Here is a 20,647-nt window from a genome sequence, read left to right as displayed (position 1 = left end):
AAAGGACAACCCATGCCCCATGTAACCTTAGAATTTTCCCAAAATTTACAGATAGCCAATGAAGGTGATTTGCTACTACAATTAAATACCACCCTATTTGAAAGTGGTCAGTTTAAACATAGCAAAGACATCAAAACTCGCCTTTATCACGCCAATGGAAGTTTGATAGGACTTGGGGCAGGTGATGGTGAGCATTTTGTGGTGGCACATCTAGCCATCATGGCAGGTCGCACTGATGACATCAAGGCGGATTTGGTGGAGCGTGTGATGAATGTGCTACAAAAAACAATTGGCAAAACCCACCAAAACGTCCAATACACTGTCAATCTCACCGAACTGTCGCCCCATTACCAAAAAGCGATTATATAAAGAATTGTGTGATACGAATGTCCGATGATTACTCAGCATCCTGATTTTGCCAACGATAAAACCGCCCCCATTGGTGTTTTTGACTCTGGGGTGGGCGGACTGTCGGTATATTTACATCTAAAACAGGCTTTGCCAAACGAACGTTTTATCTACTATGCTGACACCGCCAACGTCCCCTACGGCAACAAATCTGGCGAAGAAATCCTACTCTTAACCCTACAAGCGGTCGCACGCCTGTGCAAACGTGGTTGTAAACTTATTGTCATTGCCTGTAACAGTGCTTCTGCCTATGCCCTAAGTGTCCTGCGTGAACGTTGTAGCGTCCCTATCGTCGGACTAGTCCCTGCTGTCAAACCTGCCTGCGAGTTGACACAAACTTGCCAAATCGCTGTACTGGCTACTCGTGCCACTCTAAATGGTCGCCTGCTCAATGAAGTCATTGATGATGTTGCCACCCCAAAAAACATCACCGTTCACAAACATTTTGAACCAACTCTTGTTCCTTGGGTGGAAAATGGTATGCCCATTGATAGCCAAGTTGCCAATCTCCTCATCAAACAAACCCAAATATGGGCAAATAACAACATAGATGTGATTGTACTTGGGTGTACGCATTATCCATTTTTTAAAAATTTTTTACAAGAATATATTAAAAAAAACAACCTAAATATCCACTTGATTGACTCTGGCGTTGCCATTGCCAAACGAGTACAATCCCTCCTTACTCTATTTGGTATCGCAAACAACACCCCAAATACCATACCTACCCAGCTTTACGCCACTCGTCTTGACGATGAACTGCTGGCAACCATTTATGGTTTGATAAATGAGACGGTTGAACCAATTTTTTGGCAAGAAACGGAATAAAGTTAATGCGTGTGTTACTGGTTGAAGATGATAAAATGATTGGTGAGGTTTTTGCCGAAGCCTTGACAGACGAGGCTTATACAGTAGATTGGGTAAAAGACGGCTCGCAGGCACTCACCGCCCTACATGCCCAGCCTTATGACATGGTGCTTTTAGATTTAGGCTTACCAAAAGTAGATGGCATGACAGTGCTACGTACATTACGCACAGAGGGCAATAACGTACCTGTGCTTATTTTGACCGCCAGAGATGAAGTGTCGGCACGCATACAAGGATTGGACGCTGGGGCGGATGATTATGTCATCAAACCTTTTGATTTGGGTGAAGTATTTGCCCGAATGCGAGTACTCATCAGGCGTGGGCAGGGCAAGGCAGACAATCTTTTGACATTTGGCAAACTCTCCCTAGACACCACCAAAAAACGTGCTTTGTTGGACAATGCCCCACTAAACCTAACCGCCAAAGAATACACGCTACTTTTGTCTTTTATGACCCACCCTGACAAAGTACTATCCAAAGCCGACCTTGAAGACCGCCTATATGGATTTGGCATGGAGGTTGAGAGCAATGCGGTAGAATTTTTGATTTATGGTTTACGCAAAAAAATCGGACAAAACACCATTAAAAATATGCGTGGTCTGGGTTGGTATCTAAGCCATGAATAACCGCTCTCTACTTGCTCGTATTGTTACCACCACCACCGCCACACTCATCATGACCGCCATCATCTCAGGCGTGTTGGCGTTTTTTGGCAGTCATCACCAAAGCCGTGAGCTGTTTGATGAATATTTAGAAAACATGGCAATCGCTTTATCCGAAATGGACATCAAACCACAAAGCTATTATCAAGTAAGTGATGAAAGTGGTCTTTGGATTGATGTATTTACCACACCCAATCACGAACTAAACGCCATTCCCGCAGGTTTTAGCAGTCGCACGATAGACGGCGAGCATTTTTATCTCTATCATCTTATAGATAATGGCAAAAGCATCATCATTCGCCAACCCCTAGACGGACAAAACGAACTGGCAACCATCTCCGCCATGCACTCTCTACTGCCGATATTGGTGGTGAGTGTGATGTTGATGTTGGTGCTACCACTCATGATTTGGTGGTGTTTTCGCCCTGTGAGACAGACCACCAAAGCCATCAGTCATCGCCAACCACACGATTTATCCCCTCTTGATTTGAATCATTTCCCCAAAGAAATCCTACCCTTTGCCATTGCCATGAATGGGCTTTTAGACAAAGCCAAACACGACATAGATACCCAAAAACGCTTTATCGCTGACGCATCACACGAACTACGTTCGCCTTTGACTGCCATTTCTTTGCAAGTACAACGCCTTCACAATCAAACCGATTTGGACAAAATCAAAACAGGACTTGCCAAACTGACCGACACCATCGCCAAGAATCAAAAACTCATTGACGAACTTCTAACACTTGCTCGTCTAAATGCCAGCACCATAAGCGATACACCCACAAGCATGGCGAATGCCATCAAAGATGCGGTAGGATTTTTACTACCCATCATTCACGACAAACACATCACGATTGACACGGACATAGAGGCGGATTTTGTGGTCAATGTCGCACCTACCCCTCTGCTACAACTCATCAAAAACCTACTCCAAAATGCCACGCTCTACACCCAAACAGGTGGCAACATCAGCATTTCTCTTGGGCAAAAACTCCCAGCAGGAGCAACACCCGTCATCGGTCAGGGCAACAATTCTCCCAAATCCAAAAAAATCCTACAAATCCATGACAGTGGTCAAGGCATTGCTCCTAGCGATTATCAAAAAGTCTTTGAGCCATTTGTACGTCTATCCGACAGCAACCGCTCCGACACAAGCGACAGCAACGGTACAGGGCTTGGGCTAGCTATGGTCAGAGCAGTCTGTGAGCAGGCTCATGTGGATATGTATTTTGCCAAATCGGTGCTGGGCGGATTGGCGGTGAATTTAGTATTTTGATTTGAAAATGAGTTTATTGTCTTATCACTCTGTCAATTCTATCAACATTAGCACAAAACACTCGTATAGGATTAATATCAATCCCTCCACGTCTGGTATAATTAGCAAGTACTTTTAAAGAAGTTGGTTTAAAATGTATCATCAAATCAGCAAATATTCGCTCTACACATTGCTCATGAAATCCATTATGTTGCCTAAATGATAAAATGTATTTTAAAAAATCACCATAATTTAATTCATATACACCAGTCATATCAATCTGTATTGTACCCCAATCAGGCTGATTGGTAACAGGGCAATTTGAACGCAACAAATTACTGTAAAATTGGTATTGTCTTAATTCTCCTTGTCGGGCATTTTTTAAAAAAGTACCATCAATATCATCGGTCAAGATAATCTCATCAACCAAATTATCCAAAACGCCATCAATACAAATACCTATCGGCTTGACGATATTTAACTTAGTATCATCTAAACCAATAATTTCCACGCCCACATCGGCACCCACACACTTGGACAAATCATTTTTAATAACATATGCCACTTCTTGGGTGTTTTTAAATTTACTAAAATTTAGGCTATTAAGATACAATTTTAAGGATTTGGATTCTACGATATTTGGTGAAGTGGCTGGTATATAAAAACGCCCCATTGCCACTTGTGAAACACCAATGGGATTTAACCAAGAAATCTCAAAGGCTTGCCACATATCCATACCGTTTTTTAATTCATCGCCAAATGCACAAAAATCAAATCCCGTATCTTTTAAAATCTCATCTCGCCCCTTCATGCGTGAAATGGGATATAAAATACTAGGGTCATAAGTTTTTGGATAGATTGTATTCTCTCCCAGCACACCATGAATACTCATAATATCTACTCTTTTATCAATTAAGAAATACGAATGCGTCTACCATCTTTTAACAACTGATAAGCAACGCCATAAAAAATCACACAAAAAATTAAAATTGCCAATAATGAATAACCAACATTGACATCAGAATGCCCCAAAATGCCATAACGAAAGGCATTAACCATATAAACAATCGGATTTAGTAATGATAGATTTTGCCAAAAAGGTGATAAATTTTCCAAAGAATAAAACACGCCACCCAAATAAGTCAATGGTGTTAAAATAAAGCTAGGGACAATAGAAATATCATCAAATGAACGTGCAAAAATAGCATTGATAAAACCGCCCAATGAAAATAATACAGATGTACCAAAAATGGTTAATACCATAATACCAAAATGGCTGATTGATAATTGGGTAAAAAATAACGCCACCATACTCACAATAAGTGCAATCGCAAGCCCACGAAATACCCCACCTGCCACATAACCTAGTAATATCGTATGTTTGGAAATGGGCGATACCAAAAACTCATCAATACTGCCATGAAATTTGGTGCTAAAAAATGACGAAACCACATTAGAATAACTGTTAGTAATCACCGACATCATAATCAAACCCGGCACAATAAACTGCATATAGCTCACCCCACCCATTTCACCGACACGAGAACCAATCATTTGACCAAATATCACAAAATACAGCGTCATGGTAATAACAGGAGGCAACAAAGTCTGGGGCCAAATACGTAAAATACGTTTAATCTCTTTAAATAATAGAGTATTAAAAGCAGTTAGTTGATTATTCATAACTTTCCCCATGACTTGAATTGTTGTTATTTTTTATCTCACCATTCATTTTTGTATTGTAAAAATGACTATCCACCACCCCCATAAATAATTCTTCTAAACGATTATTTTTATTTCTCATACTCACAATTTCAATATTCAACTCATGGAATTGACAAAATACATGATTTAGATTTTGCTCTTTATTTAATGTAATTTCCAATGTTTTATCATCGGCCAATCTTGCTTGGACGATATTTTTAAATGTCGGCAATGTATTTAATTCATCTTTTAAATCAAAAACAAAAGTCTCTAATGACAGTTGAGTCAATAGAGATTTCATGTCTGTATTAATCAAAATCTCACCATGATTTAATATGGCGATATATTTGCACAACTGCTCCGCTTCTTCTAAATAATGGGTGGTTAAAATAATGGTCGTGCCTTCTTGTTTGTTAATCTCTTTCATAAAATCCCACATAGAACGGCGTAATTCAATATCTACACCTGCGGTGGGTTCGTCCAATATCAATAGGCGAGGACGGTGCATTAAAGCACGAGCAATCATTAGCCGTCTTTTCATACCCCCAGACAGCGAACGAGATTTATTAAAACGCTTCTCCCAAAGTCCCAATTCTTTTAACAAAAATTCAGCTCGTCCAATGGCATCTGATTTTTTTATGCCATAATAACCTGCTTGGGTGATTAAAATATCAAAGCAGTTTTCAAATTGGTTAAAATTAAATTCTTGGGGAACGACACCCAAATGTGATTTGGCAAGGCTAGGATTTTGTTGCAAATCCACACCAAAAATCTCCACCTTACCATCTGTTTGGGGGAAAAGTGAGCTGATAATTCCAATCATTGTAGATTTGCCTGCCCCATTTGCTCCCAAAAGAGCAAAAAATTCGCCTTGTGGTACGGTCAAATCCACGCCTTTTAGGGCAGTAAATCCATTAGGATATGTTTTTTTAAGGTTGGATATTTTTAAAGCTGGTGTAGTCATGAGTGCTTTTTTGATGTCGTATTTATTATTAAATTGGGGTAAATAATCAAAAGAAAAATTCACTTTTTCAATGGCTTGGTTTACCTAAATTAATGGTTAAAAAAATCACTTACATCAGTCATATAAAAATACCCTTTATTATCAGCCTGATAGAGTTTTTTATCATTTAATTCCAATGCCGTCAAACAACCATCACCATATGCCCATGTATCAATACAGATAATGCCATTTTGAAATAACACTTGACCATTTCGTTGTTCGGTATGTCCACAAATAATGGTTTTGCCAGAAATATGACCCGTGTGGTTATTTTCTAATTTACGCCACCTTAGAGCATAATCATCTTGTTTATCCAAAGGTAAATGAGAATAAATAGAAGCATGACAAAAGATGAATTGATCTATTTCATAATAATCTTTGGTATTTTTTAAAAATGACACATAAGAAAATGGCAAATGCCAGCATTCAGAACGCAAAGGCAATAAACCAAAAGATTGCAACGTTTTATCGCCTCCCACCCTAAGCCAAAAATTAAAATCCTCTTGATATTTTAAACCACTAAGCATGATTAACTCATGATTTCCCATAATGAATACCGTTTGGCAAATATTGGGCAAGTTCATTAAAATATCCAACACACCTTTACTATTTTTGCCACGATTGACATAATCACCCAAAAAAATCAGGGTATCATTTTTGGTGGGTTTTATGCCATCAAGTAGCGTAGTCAGTGCATCATAACTGCCATGAATGTCTCCAATAGCAAAAACTCTTGTCATGATTATTCTTAATAAGTAGATATATCTAAAAATAAAAAACAACAAATAGCCTAAGTGGTTTCCCACCTAAGCCATTTATGATAAGAATGTGTTTTATTTGGCTTGACTTAGGATATAATCAACCGCATTTTTCACTTCATCATCAGAGATGTCTGCACCACCACGAGCTGGCATGGCGTTAAAACCGTTGATGGCATGGTCATACAAAGTTGCCTTACCTTTGGCGATACGTGGCGTCCAATCAGCCGTACCAACCTTTGGAGCACCTAACAAACCTGAGTCATGACAAGTTGAACAAATCGCCTTATAAAGCTGATCGCCCGGACGTGCCACGCCCTCTACCGCAGGAGCAAGAACGGTGATATTGATGTCACATTCTTCACCATCAAAGCAAACTTTGCCATAAGGGGTGATACGAGCTACCAAATCTTTGTGGATTGCGAGCAATTTTTTGACTTGGGCACTGTCTTCGGGAATGACTTCGGTACTTTTGGCGTGAACGTTGGTTGTTCCAATCATTGCCATAAATAGGGCAAAAGACAACGTAGCAATTTTTTTCATGTCATCATCTCATTTTAGCCTTGAGCATATGCTCTGGGTTGGATAGTTTACCCCACTATTATAAGGGAAAAATGGGGTAAATTGCCATGTTTTTTATGCAATCAGTCAAATTTTTATAAAAATTTTTTACAATAGCAATAAACAGGTGGTAATTTTTGTAAAAACTTGGTAGAATTAGCCGATTATCTATTATCTGCACCTGTAGCTCAGTTGGATAGAGTGTTGGCCTCCGAAGCCAAAGGTCGTGGGTTCAATTCCCGCCAGGTGCGCCACACTCCAAAGATTAAAAAACGCCCACACAATCTACATGGGCGTTTTTTATCTTTAAGCCTTCAATTCAATAATCTCAACCCAATAGCCATCAGGGTCTTTGATAAAGGCGATGTCTTTCATGCTACCATCTTCTGGACGCTTTTGAAAAACCACATTGTTTTTATCAAACCAAGCTACCGCTTCAGCAAGGTCTGGCACAGCAAAACAAATATGCCCAAAGCCACGTGGGTCGCTATTACCATTGTGATAGCTAAAATTAGAGTCATTCTCTGTACCATAGTTATGCGTCAACTCTAAAATACCACGCTGGGCAGATACATAAGCACTCAAATCAGCGGTCGCTGGCAGATTGGCACGCTCTTCGGCGGTGAGTTTTGCCAAAAAATACAAATCAAACTTCGCCTCAGGAAACTGGCTGTGGCGAAGTAAAGTCATGCCTAGCACACCTGTATAAAATTCAAGTGATTTGACAGGGTCTTTGATACGAAGCATGGTATGGTTAAAGGTAAAGCCTTCGGACACGGCAGGAATATCTTTGACGCCATTTGCGGTGAGTGCATTGGCAGGTTGAGCAATAGTCATAATACTTCCTTAAAACAAAAAAGACGCGTCAGCACGCTGACACGTCTGTGATATGGGGATATTTACCGATTATTCAACCACTGTCTCTTCGGTAGATTTCCAGTTATATGCACCATATAGGAGCATTTGCATTTGACGAGTGCAGTGGTAGAGCATGGCTTGTTTGGCTTGTTCTAAATTGAGATTGACCTGCTCTGGGTTTTCTTCATCACCCAAATCAGGTGTATAAGTCAAATCAAGCCAATCAATAATCCAAGAAAAACTCAAATTTACACCCATTTCAGCCAACAGATAACGATCTTCGGCACTCACATGAGCAAAGGCAGGTTGTAGTGCCAAATCTTCACTCATGACATTGGCAAAAGTTTTGATTTGTTCACCAATGGCATGACGCACAGCCTCTGAACCCCCAAAACGCTCACTGGCGATAAACTGCCAATAATGGGGCTGAGCATCAACCGCTTTAAAGAATAAGTGTACACTTTTGGCAATTTGTCGTTCGTGTGTGCGTTTGTGTCCAAACTGCATATGCCCACGCAAGGTAGCCAACGCATCGCCCAGCAACTCCTCAACAAGCGAGCGACCCAACTCTTCCATGCTAGCAAAATGACGATAAAATGCCGTTGGCACAACACCCACTTCACGAGTCACTTGGCGTAAGCTAATAGAACCAAAGCCCTGCCCGAGCATACACAAGTCAAGCACCGCTTGATAAAAGGCTTGGCGGGTTTGGCGTTTTTTTTGTTCACGAGTAAGAGGTTTTTCTATATTTTCTGTCATTACAACAACCTTAAAAAAATATGTGGCACAAATTTGCCGATTAACTACTTATTATGCAAAAATATTGCTAAATTAGCAAGCGAATTGTTCTTATTTATAAAAATTTGTTCACTTATTTTGAGAATATGCCATCAAAACCGCTTGGGCGGGATTTGTATGGCTATCTTCACGCAGTTTTTGTGTGGTAAAGATGAGTTTTTCTTGGTTGAGTGAATTCAGCAAATTCATGGCATGGCTCACTACCGCCTGTGGTGTGGCGTTGTCTTGGATAAGCTCAGGAACAATGGCTTGGCGGATTTGATGATTGGATAAAATATTGGGCAAGCTGACATAGGGAATTTTGACAAGGCGTTTGGCAATGGCATAGGTCATGGTATTGACCTTATAAACCACGACCATTGGACGGTGCAATAGTAGAGCCTCCAACGTTGCCGTCCCAGACGCCAACAGCACCAACTCACAAGCATTCATGGCGTGCTGACTTATCGTCCATTCATCGCTAGGATAGGTTTGACCATCAATGACGTGGCAATGATTGAGTAGATGTGGTGCTTGGCTTGTTATCATGGATTTGACAAGGATAGCATGGTCAGCACTCACCACAGGAAGTACAAATGTAAACTTACCTTGTTTGTGAAGCAGTGCCATGCTGTCAATCAAAAGTGGCAAAATCGCACCAATCTCAGAATGGCGAGACCCTGCCATGACACACACAGGCACATCAGTCAAAGATACACCAAACCGCCTTTCAAACTCTGCGATAACATCACGGCGTGGACGTTTGTCGGCGTGCAATTTGTCAAGCAAAGGATGTCCCACACATACCGCAGGGTGGCGATGGCGTACATAAACATCAAGCTCAAAAGGAAATAGACACAGCACCAAATCAGTAGATTCTTTGATGTTGTGAATGCGGTTTTCACGCCATGCCCAAACGCTAGGGCTGACATACTGCACACAAAATACACCTGTCCGCCTTAACACTTTGCCCAATCGTAAGTTAAAATCAGGAGCATCAATCCCCACAAAAATGTCTATTTTTTGGGCAAAAAACACCTCCAAAATCTCACGCTTGGCACAAAGCAAATCAGGCAAATGCTTCAACACTTCCACCAAACCCATGACCGACAGGCGACCCATGTCAATAGTGGACGACAACCCCTGCTTTTGCATGGCAACGCCACCAACCCCCACCCATGTAATGTTTGGGTGCAAGGCATTCATTTTTGCCATAAAATCCGCCCCCAACATATCGCCAGAGACTTCTCCTGCGACTATGCCAATGGTTAGGGGCTTGGTAGTATCCAACATCATAAACTGATAAAATTAACGTTCTAAGTACTGGATTTTGCCAGCGACACCATCCCATTTTTTGTGGTCTATCATGGCATCTTTTTTCTCGGTAATATTCGCCCAAGACTGCGACAACTCCTCGTTGAGCTTGATAAACTCTTCTTGACCTGCTGGAATTTCATCTTCACTAAAAATAGCATTGGCAGGACATTCAGGCTCACACAACGCACAATCAATACACTCATCAGGATTAATAACCAAAAAGTTTGGACCTTCATAAAAGCAATCTACAGGACAAACTTCAACGCAATCAGTATATTTGCACAAAATGCAATTATCAGTTACAACAAATGTCATAAAAACACCTTGCTAAATGGTTGTTAAGTAAATACTGGATTTTATTCAAATCACAGATTTTAAAATAAAAATAACGGTGCATATTGTAGCTTGTTTGACATTTTTTCTCAAATCTTAGGAGTGGTTTTATTAAAGAAAAATAGAAAATATTTATTCAAAAACAGCAAAAAAGAGTAAATATTGATAATAATTCCTACTTATTTTTTTAATTTATTCTTATTCCAAATTATCCACCAAATGATGAATACGTCCGCCACTTCTTAATGTCAAAATAACTTGATTATCAACCTCATCAAGCTTGCCCAATGCCACCAAATGATAAAAAACATTGCGGTTAATGCGTGCTGTTAAATTAAACCTTGTATCAATATACAGTCTCCTTTCACAGACATCATCACGAATAAATTCTTTAAAATACATGAGGTTATCATCAAGCACTATCTTATCACCGTGTGTGGTGGTAAATACTATCCACTCATCACCATTTTCTATGATTTTATCTACCTGATTGATAAATAGTGGCACGTCTACCACCGTGATTTGGTATTTGTCAGTGGGAGTTTTTAAAAAATGGCATTTTTGCTCACCCTCACCTTCTGCCCACAAAACACTGGCGAACAAATCCACCAATGACTGCCTAGTCATTTTCACCCCCTCATGATACCAATCACCATCATCTTTGATAATGATGTCAAATGGCACAACTGTTGTTGGCGACCATTTGTCTAGTGGTGGGATTTTTCGCTCACCCACCAAAGACACCAAAAATTCATTTAAACCATTGTTTTTACAATTATTTTTTAAAATATCATGACACATGATTACCCCATTTATCCGTACATTAATCAATGTGATTTTGCCCAAAATTCACCAAAAAAGCAAATAAAAAATGTCGCAACACCAAATATAATGATTTGTACGATTGTACCAACATGGATTTTACAAACGTATCCATCATAATTTACTTGTCTAAATTTTAGGAATATTGGTAAAATATAGGGTATTTTAAATCAGCCAATTATTCAATGAATGTTTTTTGACAAACATTAATTGTTAGCCAAAGGAAAATTTATGCAACACATAGAACGAGAATCTATGGAATTTGATGTCGTCATTGTTGGTGGTGGCGTGTCAGGTTTATCAACCGCCATTCGCCTAAAACAACTTGCCAATGACGCAGGGCTGGACGAGTTCATGGTCTGTGTCCTTGAAAAAGGCTCGGAGTTCGGAGCTCACACTCTCTCTGGGGCAGTCATTGAGACTCGGGCGTTAGATGAGCTATTCCCCGACTGGAAAAACATGAATGCTCCCATCACAGTCAAGGCAAAAGAAGACCGTGTCTATGTACTGCCTAGTGCCAATCGCACCGTACAACTTCCTCATGCCATCGTCCCAAAAACCATGCACAATGATGGCAATTACATCGTCTCGCTTGGTAATGTTGTGCGCTGGCTTGCCGAACAAGCCGAAAATTTGGGCGTGATGCTATTTCCCAACTTCACCGCCAGTGAGATTCTATATAATACCGATGGCTCGGTACGTGGCGTACAAACAGGCGACATGGGCATCAATGCCAAAGGCGAAGCCAAACCATCATTTGAGGCAGGTTATGATTTGCTTGCCAAATACACCGTCTTTGCCGAAGGTTGTCGTGGACATCTGGGCAAACGTCTGATTAGCCGTTTTCACCTTGATAAAGACAAAGACCCTCAACATTATGGCATTGGCTTAAAAGAGTTGTGGGAAATTCCTGCCAACCAACACGAAGAAGGCGTGGTCATGCACGGCTCTGGTTACCCTTTGAACGACACAGGGGCAACAGGGGGTTGGTGGCTTTACTTTGGTGAAAACAACCAAGTAAGCTTTGGCTTAGTGGTGGATTTGTCTTACTCAAACCCCCACCTATCGCCCTTTGATGAACTTCAACGTCTCAAACTCCACCCCCTTATCCGCCCCATCTTAGAAGGTGGCACTCGTCTATCTTATGGGGCAAGGGCTTTGGTCAAAGGTGGTCTCAATGCCCTACCCAAACTTACCTTTGCAGGAGGCGTACTGGTGGGTGATGATGCAGGCTTTTTAAACCCTGCCAAAATCAAAGGCACACATACCGCCATGAAGTCAGGTATGCTGGCTGGTGAGAGTATTTTTAAAGCCATTCAAGCAGGTCGTCAGCATGATGAAGTCACCGAATACCAAACCACCTTTGAAAATTCATGGCTCTTTGAAGATGCTTATCAAGCTCGTAACTTCTCGCCTGCCATGCACCGTATGGGGACGCTCATGGGAGGTGCATTTACTTTTGTTGAACAAAACATTTTGGGTAAAATTCCCTTTACCGTTCACGATAACGTCCCTGACTATAAACAGCTTGATAAAGCTGACCACGCCTATAAACCTGACTACCCCAAACCAGATGGAAAACTCACCTTTGATAAATTATCTAGCGTGTTCATCTCTAATACCAACCACGCCGAAGATCAGCCGTGCCATCTGGTGCTGACCGACCCCAACGTCCCAATCAATACCAATTTACCACTATATGCCGAACCTGCTCGCCTATACTGTCCAGCAGGCGTGTATGAGGTGGTTGAAGACAAAGAAGTCAAAGGCAAAGCAAGATTTGTCATCAATAGCCAAAACTGCCTACATTGCAAAACTTGCGACATCAAAGACCCTGCCCAAAACATCACTTGGATTACGCCCGAAGGTGGCGGCGGTCCTAACTACCCCAATATGTAAATCAAAAAAAACCAAGTCATCAGGCTTGGTTTTTATTTAGGTGATGCCAATCTCAAATTTATGTAAGTATTTGATTTTTATGAATGTAATTGCAATTTACTCAAATCTGTACTAAATTTGGGTTTGATGGGTATATTTTGATGAGTAAAGTTTCGGTAACAGAAGCATTTGATGCACCCACGCTCGTATCAACTCTTCTCGACTACCCAAATATCTTTGGTAAAAACTTGAATTTAAAAGTCCAGAACCACCCTGCCCCACCGCCCAAATGCTAGACAAATATTCGTGTGTGGGCATGGTGCTGTTTTGTTCAACCAAATACCGCTTGGCAATCCCATACAGGCATTTCATGCGTTCACGGCGAATGCGATAAAGTTCGGAAAACAAGGCATTTAGCCCAGATTTGGTGGAAGTTAGTTTTTCTTCTAAATGATTAAACATCATGGCACGCTGTGGTCTAAGCAGTTGTTGCAATACCATGCGTACCACTCCTGCCGAAGCCCCATCATCTATTTGGTTGGTTAAGTACATACGTTTTTCGTATTCTATCAAAATCCTAACTAGTAGCTCATCTTTGCTTTTAAAATGCTTATAAAGCGTACCTTTTGCCACATCCAAATGCCTTGCCAACTCATCTAAGGTCAAATCATACTCACCAGATTCTAACAACAACTGCTCGGCAGTGCGTAAAATCTGCTGTTCTCTAAGATAAAATTGTGTTTTACGGCTGTTTGACATGACATTTCCTTATCATAAAAATAGGGGTGCATGAACATCAGAGGCTGTTTTTAAGAAAAATCGCACAAATGACTTACCAGTCATTTTATCAAAATTAAAAAAATAACACAATAAGCACTTATATATTGAATAATTTATCCAAACTTTATTTTATGATTTAAAAAATTAATATAATTTATCGTGTATATGCGTTCACATTTTTATCATTTTGGGGTAAAATACTAAAATATACTTATTTTCTTTTGGCAACATAGGACCTTCACATGACTGCCACCAAACATGACCCCAAAGATTTTGAAAACCCGCCCATCAACTGGATACCTGCCATTGTGTTGCTATCCACGCCTTTACTTGCTCTAATTTTAGTACCTTGGTATCTGTGGACACACGACCTAAGTTTTTCGGTTTGGCTTGCATTCGCCTTCTTTATGACTTGGACAGGCATGTCTATCACCGCAGGCTATCATCGTCTGTTTGCTCACAAATCCTATGAAGCTCACCCAATTGTCAAATATTTTTTACTCATTGGGGCGACGCTAGCAGTGCAAAGCTCGGCATTTGACTGGTGTTCTGGACACCGTGTTCATCATCGCCATGTAGACGATGAATACGATGACCCCTACTCTTCAAAACGTGGCTTTTGGTTTAGTCATATTGACTGGATGTTGCACAAATATCCAAGCGGTCAGTACGATTACAAAAATATTCCTGACCTTAAAAAAGACAAAATCCTCCAAATCCAGCACGATTATTATGGTTTTTGGGTGGTGCTTAGCAACCTGATTTTTGTCGGTTTGGCAGGCTTGATTACAGGTGATATGCTTGGCACATTTTTAATGGCAGGTCTGTTACGTCTGGTTTTGACACACCATTTCACATTTTTCATTAATTCACTGTGCCATATGTTTGGTACACGCCCATATACTGATGATAATACTGCCCGTGATAACCCCATTTTGGCACTATTGACATGGGGTGAGGGTTATCACAACTACCACCACTATTTCCAATACGACTATCGCAATGGCGTCAAATGGTGGCAATATGACCCTACCAAATGGTTCATCGCAGGGCTATCCAAAATCGGACTTGCCAAAGAACTAAAAACAGTAGACGATTTGACCATCAAGCATGCCGAAGTTACCATGCAATTTAAACGTGCCCAAAAATTAGCCAATGGTAATGCGATGAGTCTGGACGAACGTATGCTTGCTTTTAAAGAACGTATCAGTGCCGAATATGATGAGTTTACCAAAACAGTTGAGGAATGGCACGCCCTAAAAGCCAAATCCATCGAATTAAAACGCACCGAGTTTGCCAGTCGTTTGCACGAAGCAGACGAAAAACTCAAAGAGCAATTTGCCCAAGTAGAGCAAAAAATCCTAGCCCACAGCGAGCGTATTGAAAAAGCCCTACTACAATTCAAAGGCAAAACCACCTAATCACACCCAACAAAAAAATCCCCAAATGAGGGGATTTTTTATGGTTTGAAGTTTGATGATGTTAGCCGTGATATTGGGCATCCATCTCTATAAGTCGCATCACACCCTTGTTCATGGCGTGCATGATTTGACCCAAAAGTACCTGCTGACGTGTTACAACAATAATAATCATAGGTTGATGTTTGTTAGGAACAGCACTAATCATGATTTTGCCGTTTTCGGCGTCCAAAATCACTGAGCGACAACCAGTTAGTTGAGCTTCACTCGTCAAGGCTTGCACGAGTGCCAAAATGGACGAGCCTACCGCCGATAATTTGTTGCCATCATAGTTTTTTTGAAAAATAGAACTGACCTCAAAACCATCTGACGATGCCAACAACACGCCATCCACGCCTGCGGTAGCATGTACCAATTCATGTAACACATCCTTAGAAATCGCCACAAACTGCTCAGCAGGCTTGATGCGATTTGAATCCAATTTAAAGGGACTATTCATACTACTCTCTACTTTTTGATGTTTATGAGTTTATTGTAAACCAACTCATCATATTTTTCACGTTATTTATGTTTTGTTGGGTAGATTATCATGATTGTTCAAGCGAAGTGATGATGCTCTCAACCAACAGTAGCACGTCTTCACGTTTACGCATGTCTACTGGAAATAACGGAATGTTTGAGTTAATGCTTGACAAATAATCACGATATAGCGACATTGGGCGTTCTGGCATTTTGTCCACTTGGCTGACACCCACCACGATACGACCACCATAAATGTCATTGAATTTTTGTAGATAATTTTTCAAATCCGCAACAGGGTCAGCTGCCGAATGGTCTATTAAAATCACCACACCCAACGCCCCTTGCGACAAAATAGGCCAGATGAAATTAAAACGCTCTTGACCGGGAGTGCCATACAGACCAATGCTTGCACCCCCTTCAATAGTTAACTCACCATAATCCATACCTACCGTTGTTAGCAGTTTGCTGTTGGTGTCAAGGTCAGTGTTTTTCACTTCGGTTGAGACGACAGGAATGTCTGACAAACTTGAAATCGCTTGTGTTTTTCCTGCCCCCATAGGACCACTAAATACAATTTTTAAACGTTGCATAAAATTATGTTACCTTATGTATTAATACCACAAATTTGGTGTTTGACAAACTCCACCAAAATTATCTCGTTGTTGTAACATTGCCAAGAATCATCATTCTTGGCAATCAATCATATACCCAACTTACGCCGTAATCTTGCCAAAAATCCCAGTTTTTCTTCTTGTTCAGCACTTGGTGCAGGCTGGGGTTTGTCAGGTTCGGTAGGTTGCGGTTTGACAGTTTCTTGTGTGTTTGTAACCACTGGTGCTTTATCAGGGGTGGTATTAACCGTATACACCTTGATATTGCGATAGTTGGTATCTTGTAAAAATCCTGCCACCAAAAAGCCCGCTACTGCTTTTTGGGCAATGGACATGGATACGTTGGCTTTGGTAGAAATCTGTGTCAAAGTTACAGCTTCTTTTTCCATAATAGTCATGATACGAAGCAGTTCACGGCGGTTCATATCATTGGGTTTGACCCATGCACGAAGCTGATAGGTGTTGGTGCTATTAACCAATCGCACAAGGTTGCCTGCGTGTTCCCAAATTACGTTCCAAATCCATTGATTCATGTCCACTGCGTGTTTGGGGTCAAGGTTCATAGAGCCTTGCACCAAACGAAGTCGCCAACCATTAGATGCTTTGGGTTTGGTATTTTTTTGCCAAAGCTGTTGTGTGCTTGGATTTAAAATAGCAATCACTTCACCATCTTGGAGTAATTCACAAAACGAATCATGGCGTTTGTGAAGCATGGTAATCAAATCAATCACATCATTAAAACTGTTATCCACCGTCTTAGTTTGGTCAACACGAGTGTCTGATATAGGACGAGGTTGAGGCTGTGTCAGTGTGGTTTGTTTAATTGGGGTTTTGTGTTGCGTATCGTTGGTAGAAGTATGTGGCAACACCCCTTCTTTTAACACATCTACATTGGCAAGAAGCCAATCATGAAGCAAGCGAATCTGTTTTAGAGGCAAGGTTAGAAGATTGCCAATCAGCTTACCCTCCAAACCTGTCGTATTTTTCGCCACATATAATAAGGCAGATTCTTTGTGCTGTTCTATGGCATTGATGACACTGCTTGAATTACGAAACTCATCATTAATCACAAACAAATCAATCGTACCACTCACAGACTTCGCCCATTCAAGCTCAACATCCAAACGAAGTAATACTCGCAAATAACCCTTAAACGTAACTTGGTCGGCAGGACTAACCCCAATCATGGCAATTCGCATGATTTTTTTGCCATTATTCATACTCATGATTTTTTAACCACCCTTGTTAATCATTATCCAAAATCATCTGGATAAAACCACAAACATATCAATAAAATCCCAACCCAACAATATTTGGTTAGATAACACAAAAGACATGACGTATTATCCTCACTGATAGAGTTTACACTCATCCACTAAGTATTACGCCCAGTTGTTTTAAACAACACGTCCAAACCCATATTGTAAACCATATTCACAAAAACAACCATACCTTTTATCATGATTATTTGTAATAATATGGCAATTTAATATGATGAAACCATCTCCAATAAATCCAACAATAATTTTATGGATATTGGCATTCATTTTACAAATGGCATTCTCCCGCTGTCATTTCAACCGTTACATTTACTCCTTTGGTTAAGCCAAATAGATGTTTTATTTGTTCGGTTGCACTGTCTTTGGCAAGAGTCATGATGTCGCCTTGGCATGCCTTTTTTAGCACTTCGTTTTTGGCAGATATTTGAGCCTGTGCCAAAATCTGCGGGTCGCCCGCCACCACACCAAACAGCCCTGTCTGCCAGTCATAGACCTGAATGTCGTCCAAAAACACTTCAAAAATCTCTGACTTGGGCAATTTGATATACACTTCAACAGGCGTGTTTGGCTCTTTGGGATAATGAACATCAACGTCATTAGCCGTTACTTTGGATAAATCCACACCTGCCAAAACACGTCCTTTGGCGATAAAAAGCCCCTTTTGTTCGTCCTGCCAAAGTTTGTACCAAGTTCCCTCTTTTTGGGCGGTAATGACTGTATCCACCCCAAAACTTGCAGTGGTTAGCTTTGCCATTTTTTGAACATCTGTTACTACCCCCTCACGACTGATGGCAGAAACAGCTTGTTTTTTGGTCAGTTTGACCGTAAAAATGGCAGTCAAAATCACCGTCATCGCCATAAAAATGGTGATGGCAATGAGTGTTAATTTGCTGTATTTTCTTTTGGGTGTTTTTGTCATCATTATTTTCCTATCAAAAAAATGAACCAATGGGGGTGATTTTTGCTTTTATGGGGTATAAATTTTAAATTTCCACAAAAACTGCTTGCACAGTTACCAAATTTTACTTTAATATAATACATTTTGAACAAATTACCCAATTTTTGAGAAATTTTATGAAAGCCAGTCAATTTACCCTAGCCACTCTACGGCAAACGCCAAGCGACGCCGACATCATTTCCGCCCAATTAATGCTCAAAGCAGGGCTTATTCGCAAACTTGCTTCAGGACTGTATGTCTGGATGCCAACAGGTCTTAGAGTGCTAAGACAAGTTGAAAAAATCGTGCGTGAAGAAATGGAACGCATCAATGCCCAAGAGCTTTTGATGCCTGTTACTCAGCCTGCCGAAGTTTGGCAAGAATCAGGGCGTTGGGAAGATTATGGGGCAGAACTGCTTCGTTTTAAAGACCGCCACCAGCGAGATTTTGTCTTAGGTCCAACACACGAAGAAGTTATCACCGATATTGCCAGAGGCGAATTAAAAAGCTACAAACAACTGCCAGCCACCTATTACCAAATTCAAACCAAATTTCGTGATGAAATCCGCCCTCGCTTTGGCGTAATGCGTGCTCGTGAATTTACAATGAAAGATGCTTATTCCTTTCATATTGATAAAGAAAGTTTAGCAAAAACCTATGCCGACTTTTATGAGGCATACAGCCGTATTTTTAGCCGTTTGGGGCTAAACTTTCGGGCGGTACAAGCCGATACAGGCTCTATTGGCGGTTTTGCCAGCCACGAATTTCACGTGCTTGCTGATAGTGGTGAAGATGATATTGCCTTTAGTAGCCAGTCGGATTATTCTGCCAATGTGGAACTTGCCGAAGCCATTTGCACCGATGTACGCAAAGCTCCAACTGCCGAACGCACCGATGTAGATACGCCCAATATGCCTACTTGTGAAGAAGTGGCAACTCATTTGGGCATTGACCTAAAACAAACGGTCAAAACCTTGATTGTCAAAGGCTCATACAGTGATGACAATCCTGATATGCCAAAATTGGTTGCACTTGTGCTTCGTGGCGACCACACCCTAAACGAACTCAAAGCCGAAAAACTCCCCCAAATCAAAGCTCCGCTTGAAATGGCAACAGAAGATGAAATCAAAGAAGCAGGGCTTATCAAAGGCTATATCAGCGTGGACTTGGCAAGCTATGGTATTTTTGTCGTTGCCGACCGCACCGCTGCTGTGATGTCAGATTTTGTCAGTGGGGCAAATATCCCCCATAAACATACAACAGGTATGAACTGGGATAAAGATGCCAAGTTTGATGTCGTAGCCGATATTCGCAATGTGGTGGACGGCGACCCAAGTCCAGACGGTCAAGGGGTTTTGCAAATCAAGCGAGGCATTGAGGTTGGGCATATTTTCCAGCTTGGCGACAAATATTCTAAGGCAATGAACTGCACCGTACTTGGCAAAGAGGGCAAACCTGTTACCCTGATGATGGGCTGTTATGGGATTGGTGTAAGCCGTATTATTGCTGCTGCTTTGGAACAAAATCACGATGACAAGGGCATTTTGTGGGCAGATACCCCAAATCCCAATGACAACATCGCACCGTTTTTTGTTGCTGTTGTACCAATGAAATCCAAAGACGGACAAGCCGAAAGCAAAGCCGAAGAATTGTACCAACTGCTAAAAAACAAAGGCGTTAATGTTTTGCTTGATGACCGTGATGAACGAGCAGGGGTCAAATTTGCCGACCTTGAATTAATTGGCATTCCGCACCGTATTGTCGTCTCTGAACGCAATTTGGCAGAAGGCAAATACGAATACGCCAAACGAGGCAATGATGACAAACAAATGCTAAGTCTTGATGAGATTTTGGCAAAGTTTTAAAAAAACAACTGTCATGATAAAAAAAACA

Annotated in this window: 22 protein-coding genes and 1 tRNA gene; 8 read left to right on the top strand and 15 right to left on the bottom strand. The window is 40.9% G+C overall.

What is annotated here, in order from left to right; genetic code table 11:
- The first annotated feature begins 12 nt into the window (after window positions 1-12).
- The 4 genes from MOB01S_RS02700 to MOB01S_RS02685 are packed head-to-tail and all read left to right on the top strand — an operon-like array spanning window position 13 to window position 3,216.
- The gene (locus tag MOB01S_RS02700; protein ID WP_066801217.1) at window positions 13-369 is read left to right on the top strand and encodes a 5-carboxymethyl-2-hydroxymuconate Delta-isomerase; all 357 of its coding nucleotides are present in this window, start codon (window positions 13-15) and stop codon (window positions 367-369) included.
- A 24-nt stretch (window positions 370-393) separates the two neighbouring features.
- Window positions 394-1,236, top strand: coding sequence for a glutamate racemase (murI, locus tag MOB01S_RS02695; protein ID WP_084349587.1), 843 nt, complete (start codon window positions 394-396; stop codon window positions 1,234-1,236).
- Window positions 1,237-1,241: 5 nt separating this feature from the next.
- Window positions 1,242-1,901, top strand: a complete 660-nt coding sequence (locus MOB01S_RS02690) for a response regulator transcription factor (RefSeq protein WP_066801215.1) — start codon at window positions 1,242-1,244, stop codon at window positions 1,899-1,901.
- Window positions 1,894-3,216, top strand: coding sequence for a sensor histidine kinase (locus MOB01S_RS02685; protein WP_066801213.1), 1,323 nt, complete (start codon window positions 1,894-1,896; stop codon window positions 3,214-3,216). Before MOB01S_RS02690 ends, MOB01S_RS02685 begins: the two co-directional genes overlap by 8 nt.
- A 13-nt stretch (window positions 3,217-3,229) precedes the next feature.
- Here the strand turns inward: MOB01S_RS02685 and queF are convergent, their stop codons facing one another.
- From queF to MOB01S_RS02660, 5 genes are all read right to left on the bottom strand, one after another.
- Window positions 3,230-4,087 carry an NADPH-dependent 7-cyano-7-deazaguanine reductase QueF gene (queF, locus tag MOB01S_RS02680; protein ID WP_066801211.1) on the bottom strand — a complete coding sequence of 286 codons (858 nt, stop codon included), beginning with the start codon at window positions 4,085-4,087 and terminating at the stop codon, window positions 3,230-3,232.
- A 20-nt stretch (window positions 4,088-4,107) separates the two neighbouring features.
- Window positions 4,108-4,878: an ABC transporter permease gene (locus tag MOB01S_RS02675; protein WP_066801209.1), complete on the bottom strand. Its 771-nt coding sequence runs from the start codon at window positions 4,876-4,878 to the stop codon at window positions 4,108-4,110.
- Entirely contained in the window at window positions 4,871-5,863 is a 993-nt protein-coding gene (locus tag MOB01S_RS02670) for an ABC transporter ATP-binding protein (RefSeq protein WP_066801414.1), read from the bottom strand. The genes MOB01S_RS02675 and MOB01S_RS02670 overlap by 8 nt, the downstream gene beginning before the upstream one ends.
- 89 nt (window positions 5,864-5,952) lie before the next feature.
- Window positions 5,953-6,642, bottom strand: a complete 690-nt coding sequence (locus MOB01S_RS02665) for a metallophosphoesterase family protein (RefSeq protein ID WP_066801206.1) — start codon at window positions 6,640-6,642, stop codon at window positions 5,953-5,955.
- A 93-nt stretch (window positions 6,643-6,735) separates the two neighbouring features.
- On the bottom strand, window positions 6,736-7,167 hold the full coding sequence (locus MOB01S_RS02660; protein ID WP_439646415.1) for a c-type cytochrome: 432 nt from the start codon (window positions 7,165-7,167) through the stop codon (window positions 6,736-6,738).
- 231 nt (window positions 7,168-7,398) lie between these two features.
- On the opposite strand from MOB01S_RS02660, the gene MOB01S_RS02655 reads away from it, so the two are divergent.
- A tRNA-Arg gene (locus MOB01S_RS02655) sits at window positions 7,399-7,475 on the top strand.
- Between the two features lie 52 nt (window positions 7,476-7,527).
- On the opposite strand, the gene gloA is transcribed toward MOB01S_RS02655, so the two are convergent.
- The 5 genes from gloA to MOB01S_RS02630 form a co-directional block, all read right to left on the bottom strand.
- Window positions 7,528-8,058 carry a lactoylglutathione lyase gene (gene gloA / locus MOB01S_RS02650; protein ID WP_066801204.1) on the bottom strand — a complete coding sequence of 177 codons (531 nt, stop codon included), beginning with the start codon at window positions 8,056-8,058 and terminating at the stop codon, window positions 7,528-7,530.
- Window positions 8,059-8,127: 69 nt separating this feature from the next.
- Window positions 8,128-8,838 carry a TetR family transcriptional regulator gene (locus tag MOB01S_RS02645; protein WP_066801201.1) on the bottom strand — a complete coding sequence of 237 codons (711 nt, stop codon included), beginning with the start codon at window positions 8,836-8,838 and terminating at the stop codon, window positions 8,128-8,130.
- Between the two features lie 108 nt (window positions 8,839-8,946).
- Window positions 8,947-10,146, bottom strand: a complete 1,200-nt coding sequence (gene lpxB, locus MOB01S_RS02640; RefSeq protein ID WP_439646414.1) for a lipid-A-disaccharide synthase — start codon at window positions 10,144-10,146, stop codon at window positions 8,947-8,949.
- An 18-nt stretch (window positions 10,147-10,164) separates the two neighbouring features.
- Window positions 10,165-10,488 carry a ferredoxin FdxA gene (gene fdxA / locus MOB01S_RS02635; protein ID WP_066801197.1) on the bottom strand — a complete coding sequence of 108 codons (324 nt, stop codon included), beginning with the start codon at window positions 10,486-10,488 and terminating at the stop codon, window positions 10,165-10,167.
- A gap of 216 nt (window positions 10,489-10,704) precedes the next feature.
- Window positions 10,705-11,307 carry a DUF1285 domain-containing protein gene (locus tag MOB01S_RS02630; protein WP_157073874.1) on the bottom strand — a complete coding sequence of 201 codons (603 nt, stop codon included), beginning with the start codon at window positions 11,305-11,307 and terminating at the stop codon, window positions 10,705-10,707.
- Between the two features lie 252 nt (window positions 11,308-11,559).
- On the opposite strand from MOB01S_RS02630, the gene MOB01S_RS02625 reads away from it, so the two are divergent.
- Complete coding sequence (locus tag MOB01S_RS02625; protein ID WP_066801195.1) at window positions 11,560-13,227, top strand: electron transfer flavoprotein-ubiquinone oxidoreductase; 1,668 nt, start codon at window positions 11,560-11,562, stop codon at window positions 13,225-13,227.
- A gap of 111 nt (window positions 13,228-13,338) precedes the next feature.
- On the opposite strand, the gene MOB01S_RS02620 is transcribed toward MOB01S_RS02625, so the two are convergent.
- The gene (locus tag MOB01S_RS02620) at window positions 13,339-13,965 is read right to left on the bottom strand and encodes a TetR/AcrR family transcriptional regulator (RefSeq protein ID WP_066801177.1); all 627 of its coding nucleotides are present in this window, start codon (window positions 13,963-13,965) and stop codon (window positions 13,339-13,341) included.
- 263 nt (window positions 13,966-14,228) lie between these two features.
- Here MOB01S_RS02620 and MOB01S_RS02615 point away from each other — a divergent pair, with 263 nt between their 5' ends.
- Complete coding sequence (locus MOB01S_RS02615) at window positions 14,229-15,407, top strand: acyl-CoA desaturase (RefSeq protein ID WP_066801173.1); 1,179 nt, start codon at window positions 14,229-14,231, stop codon at window positions 15,405-15,407.
- A gap of 61 nt (window positions 15,408-15,468) precedes the next feature.
- On the opposite strand, the gene MOB01S_RS02610 is transcribed toward MOB01S_RS02615, so the two are convergent.
- The 4 genes from MOB01S_RS02610 to MOB01S_RS02595 all read right to left on the bottom strand — a co-directional run bounded on the left by MOB01S_RS02610 (window position 15,469) and on the right by MOB01S_RS02595 (window position 18,736).
- On the bottom strand, window positions 15,469-15,903 hold the full coding sequence (locus MOB01S_RS02610; protein WP_066801170.1) for a roadblock/LC7 domain-containing protein: 435 nt from the start codon (window positions 15,901-15,903) through the stop codon (window positions 15,469-15,471).
- An 88-nt stretch (window positions 15,904-15,991) separates the two neighbouring features.
- Window positions 15,992-16,516: a GTP-binding protein gene (locus tag MOB01S_RS02605; protein WP_066801167.1), complete on the bottom strand. Its 525-nt coding sequence runs from the start codon at window positions 16,514-16,516 to the stop codon at window positions 15,992-15,994.
- Window positions 16,517-16,626: 110 nt separating this feature from the next.
- Window positions 16,627-17,763, bottom strand: a complete 1,137-nt coding sequence (locus MOB01S_RS02600) for a hypothetical protein (protein ID WP_157073873.1) — start codon at window positions 17,761-17,763, stop codon at window positions 16,627-16,629.
- Window positions 17,764-18,085: 322 nt separating this feature from the next.
- Window positions 18,086-18,736: a DUF4230 domain-containing protein gene (locus MOB01S_RS02595; RefSeq protein WP_066801161.1), complete on the bottom strand. Its 651-nt coding sequence runs from the start codon at window positions 18,734-18,736 to the stop codon at window positions 18,086-18,088.
- Between the two features lie 155 nt (window positions 18,737-18,891).
- On the opposite strand from MOB01S_RS02595, the gene MOB01S_RS02590 reads away from it, so the two are divergent.
- Window positions 18,892-20,619, top strand: coding sequence for a proline--tRNA ligase (locus MOB01S_RS02590; protein WP_066801151.1), 1,728 nt, complete (start codon window positions 18,892-18,894; stop codon window positions 20,617-20,619).
- Window positions 20,620-20,647 lie beyond the last annotated feature (28 nt).

It is taken from the genome of Moraxella oblonga NBRC 102422 (assembly GCF_001598275.1).
Lineage (GTDB): Bacteria > Pseudomonadota > Gammaproteobacteria > Pseudomonadales > Moraxellaceae > Moraxella > Moraxella oblonga.
The sequence above is the reverse complement of the archived record's forward strand: the minus strand, read 5'-3'. Positions and strand labels throughout refer to the sequence as shown.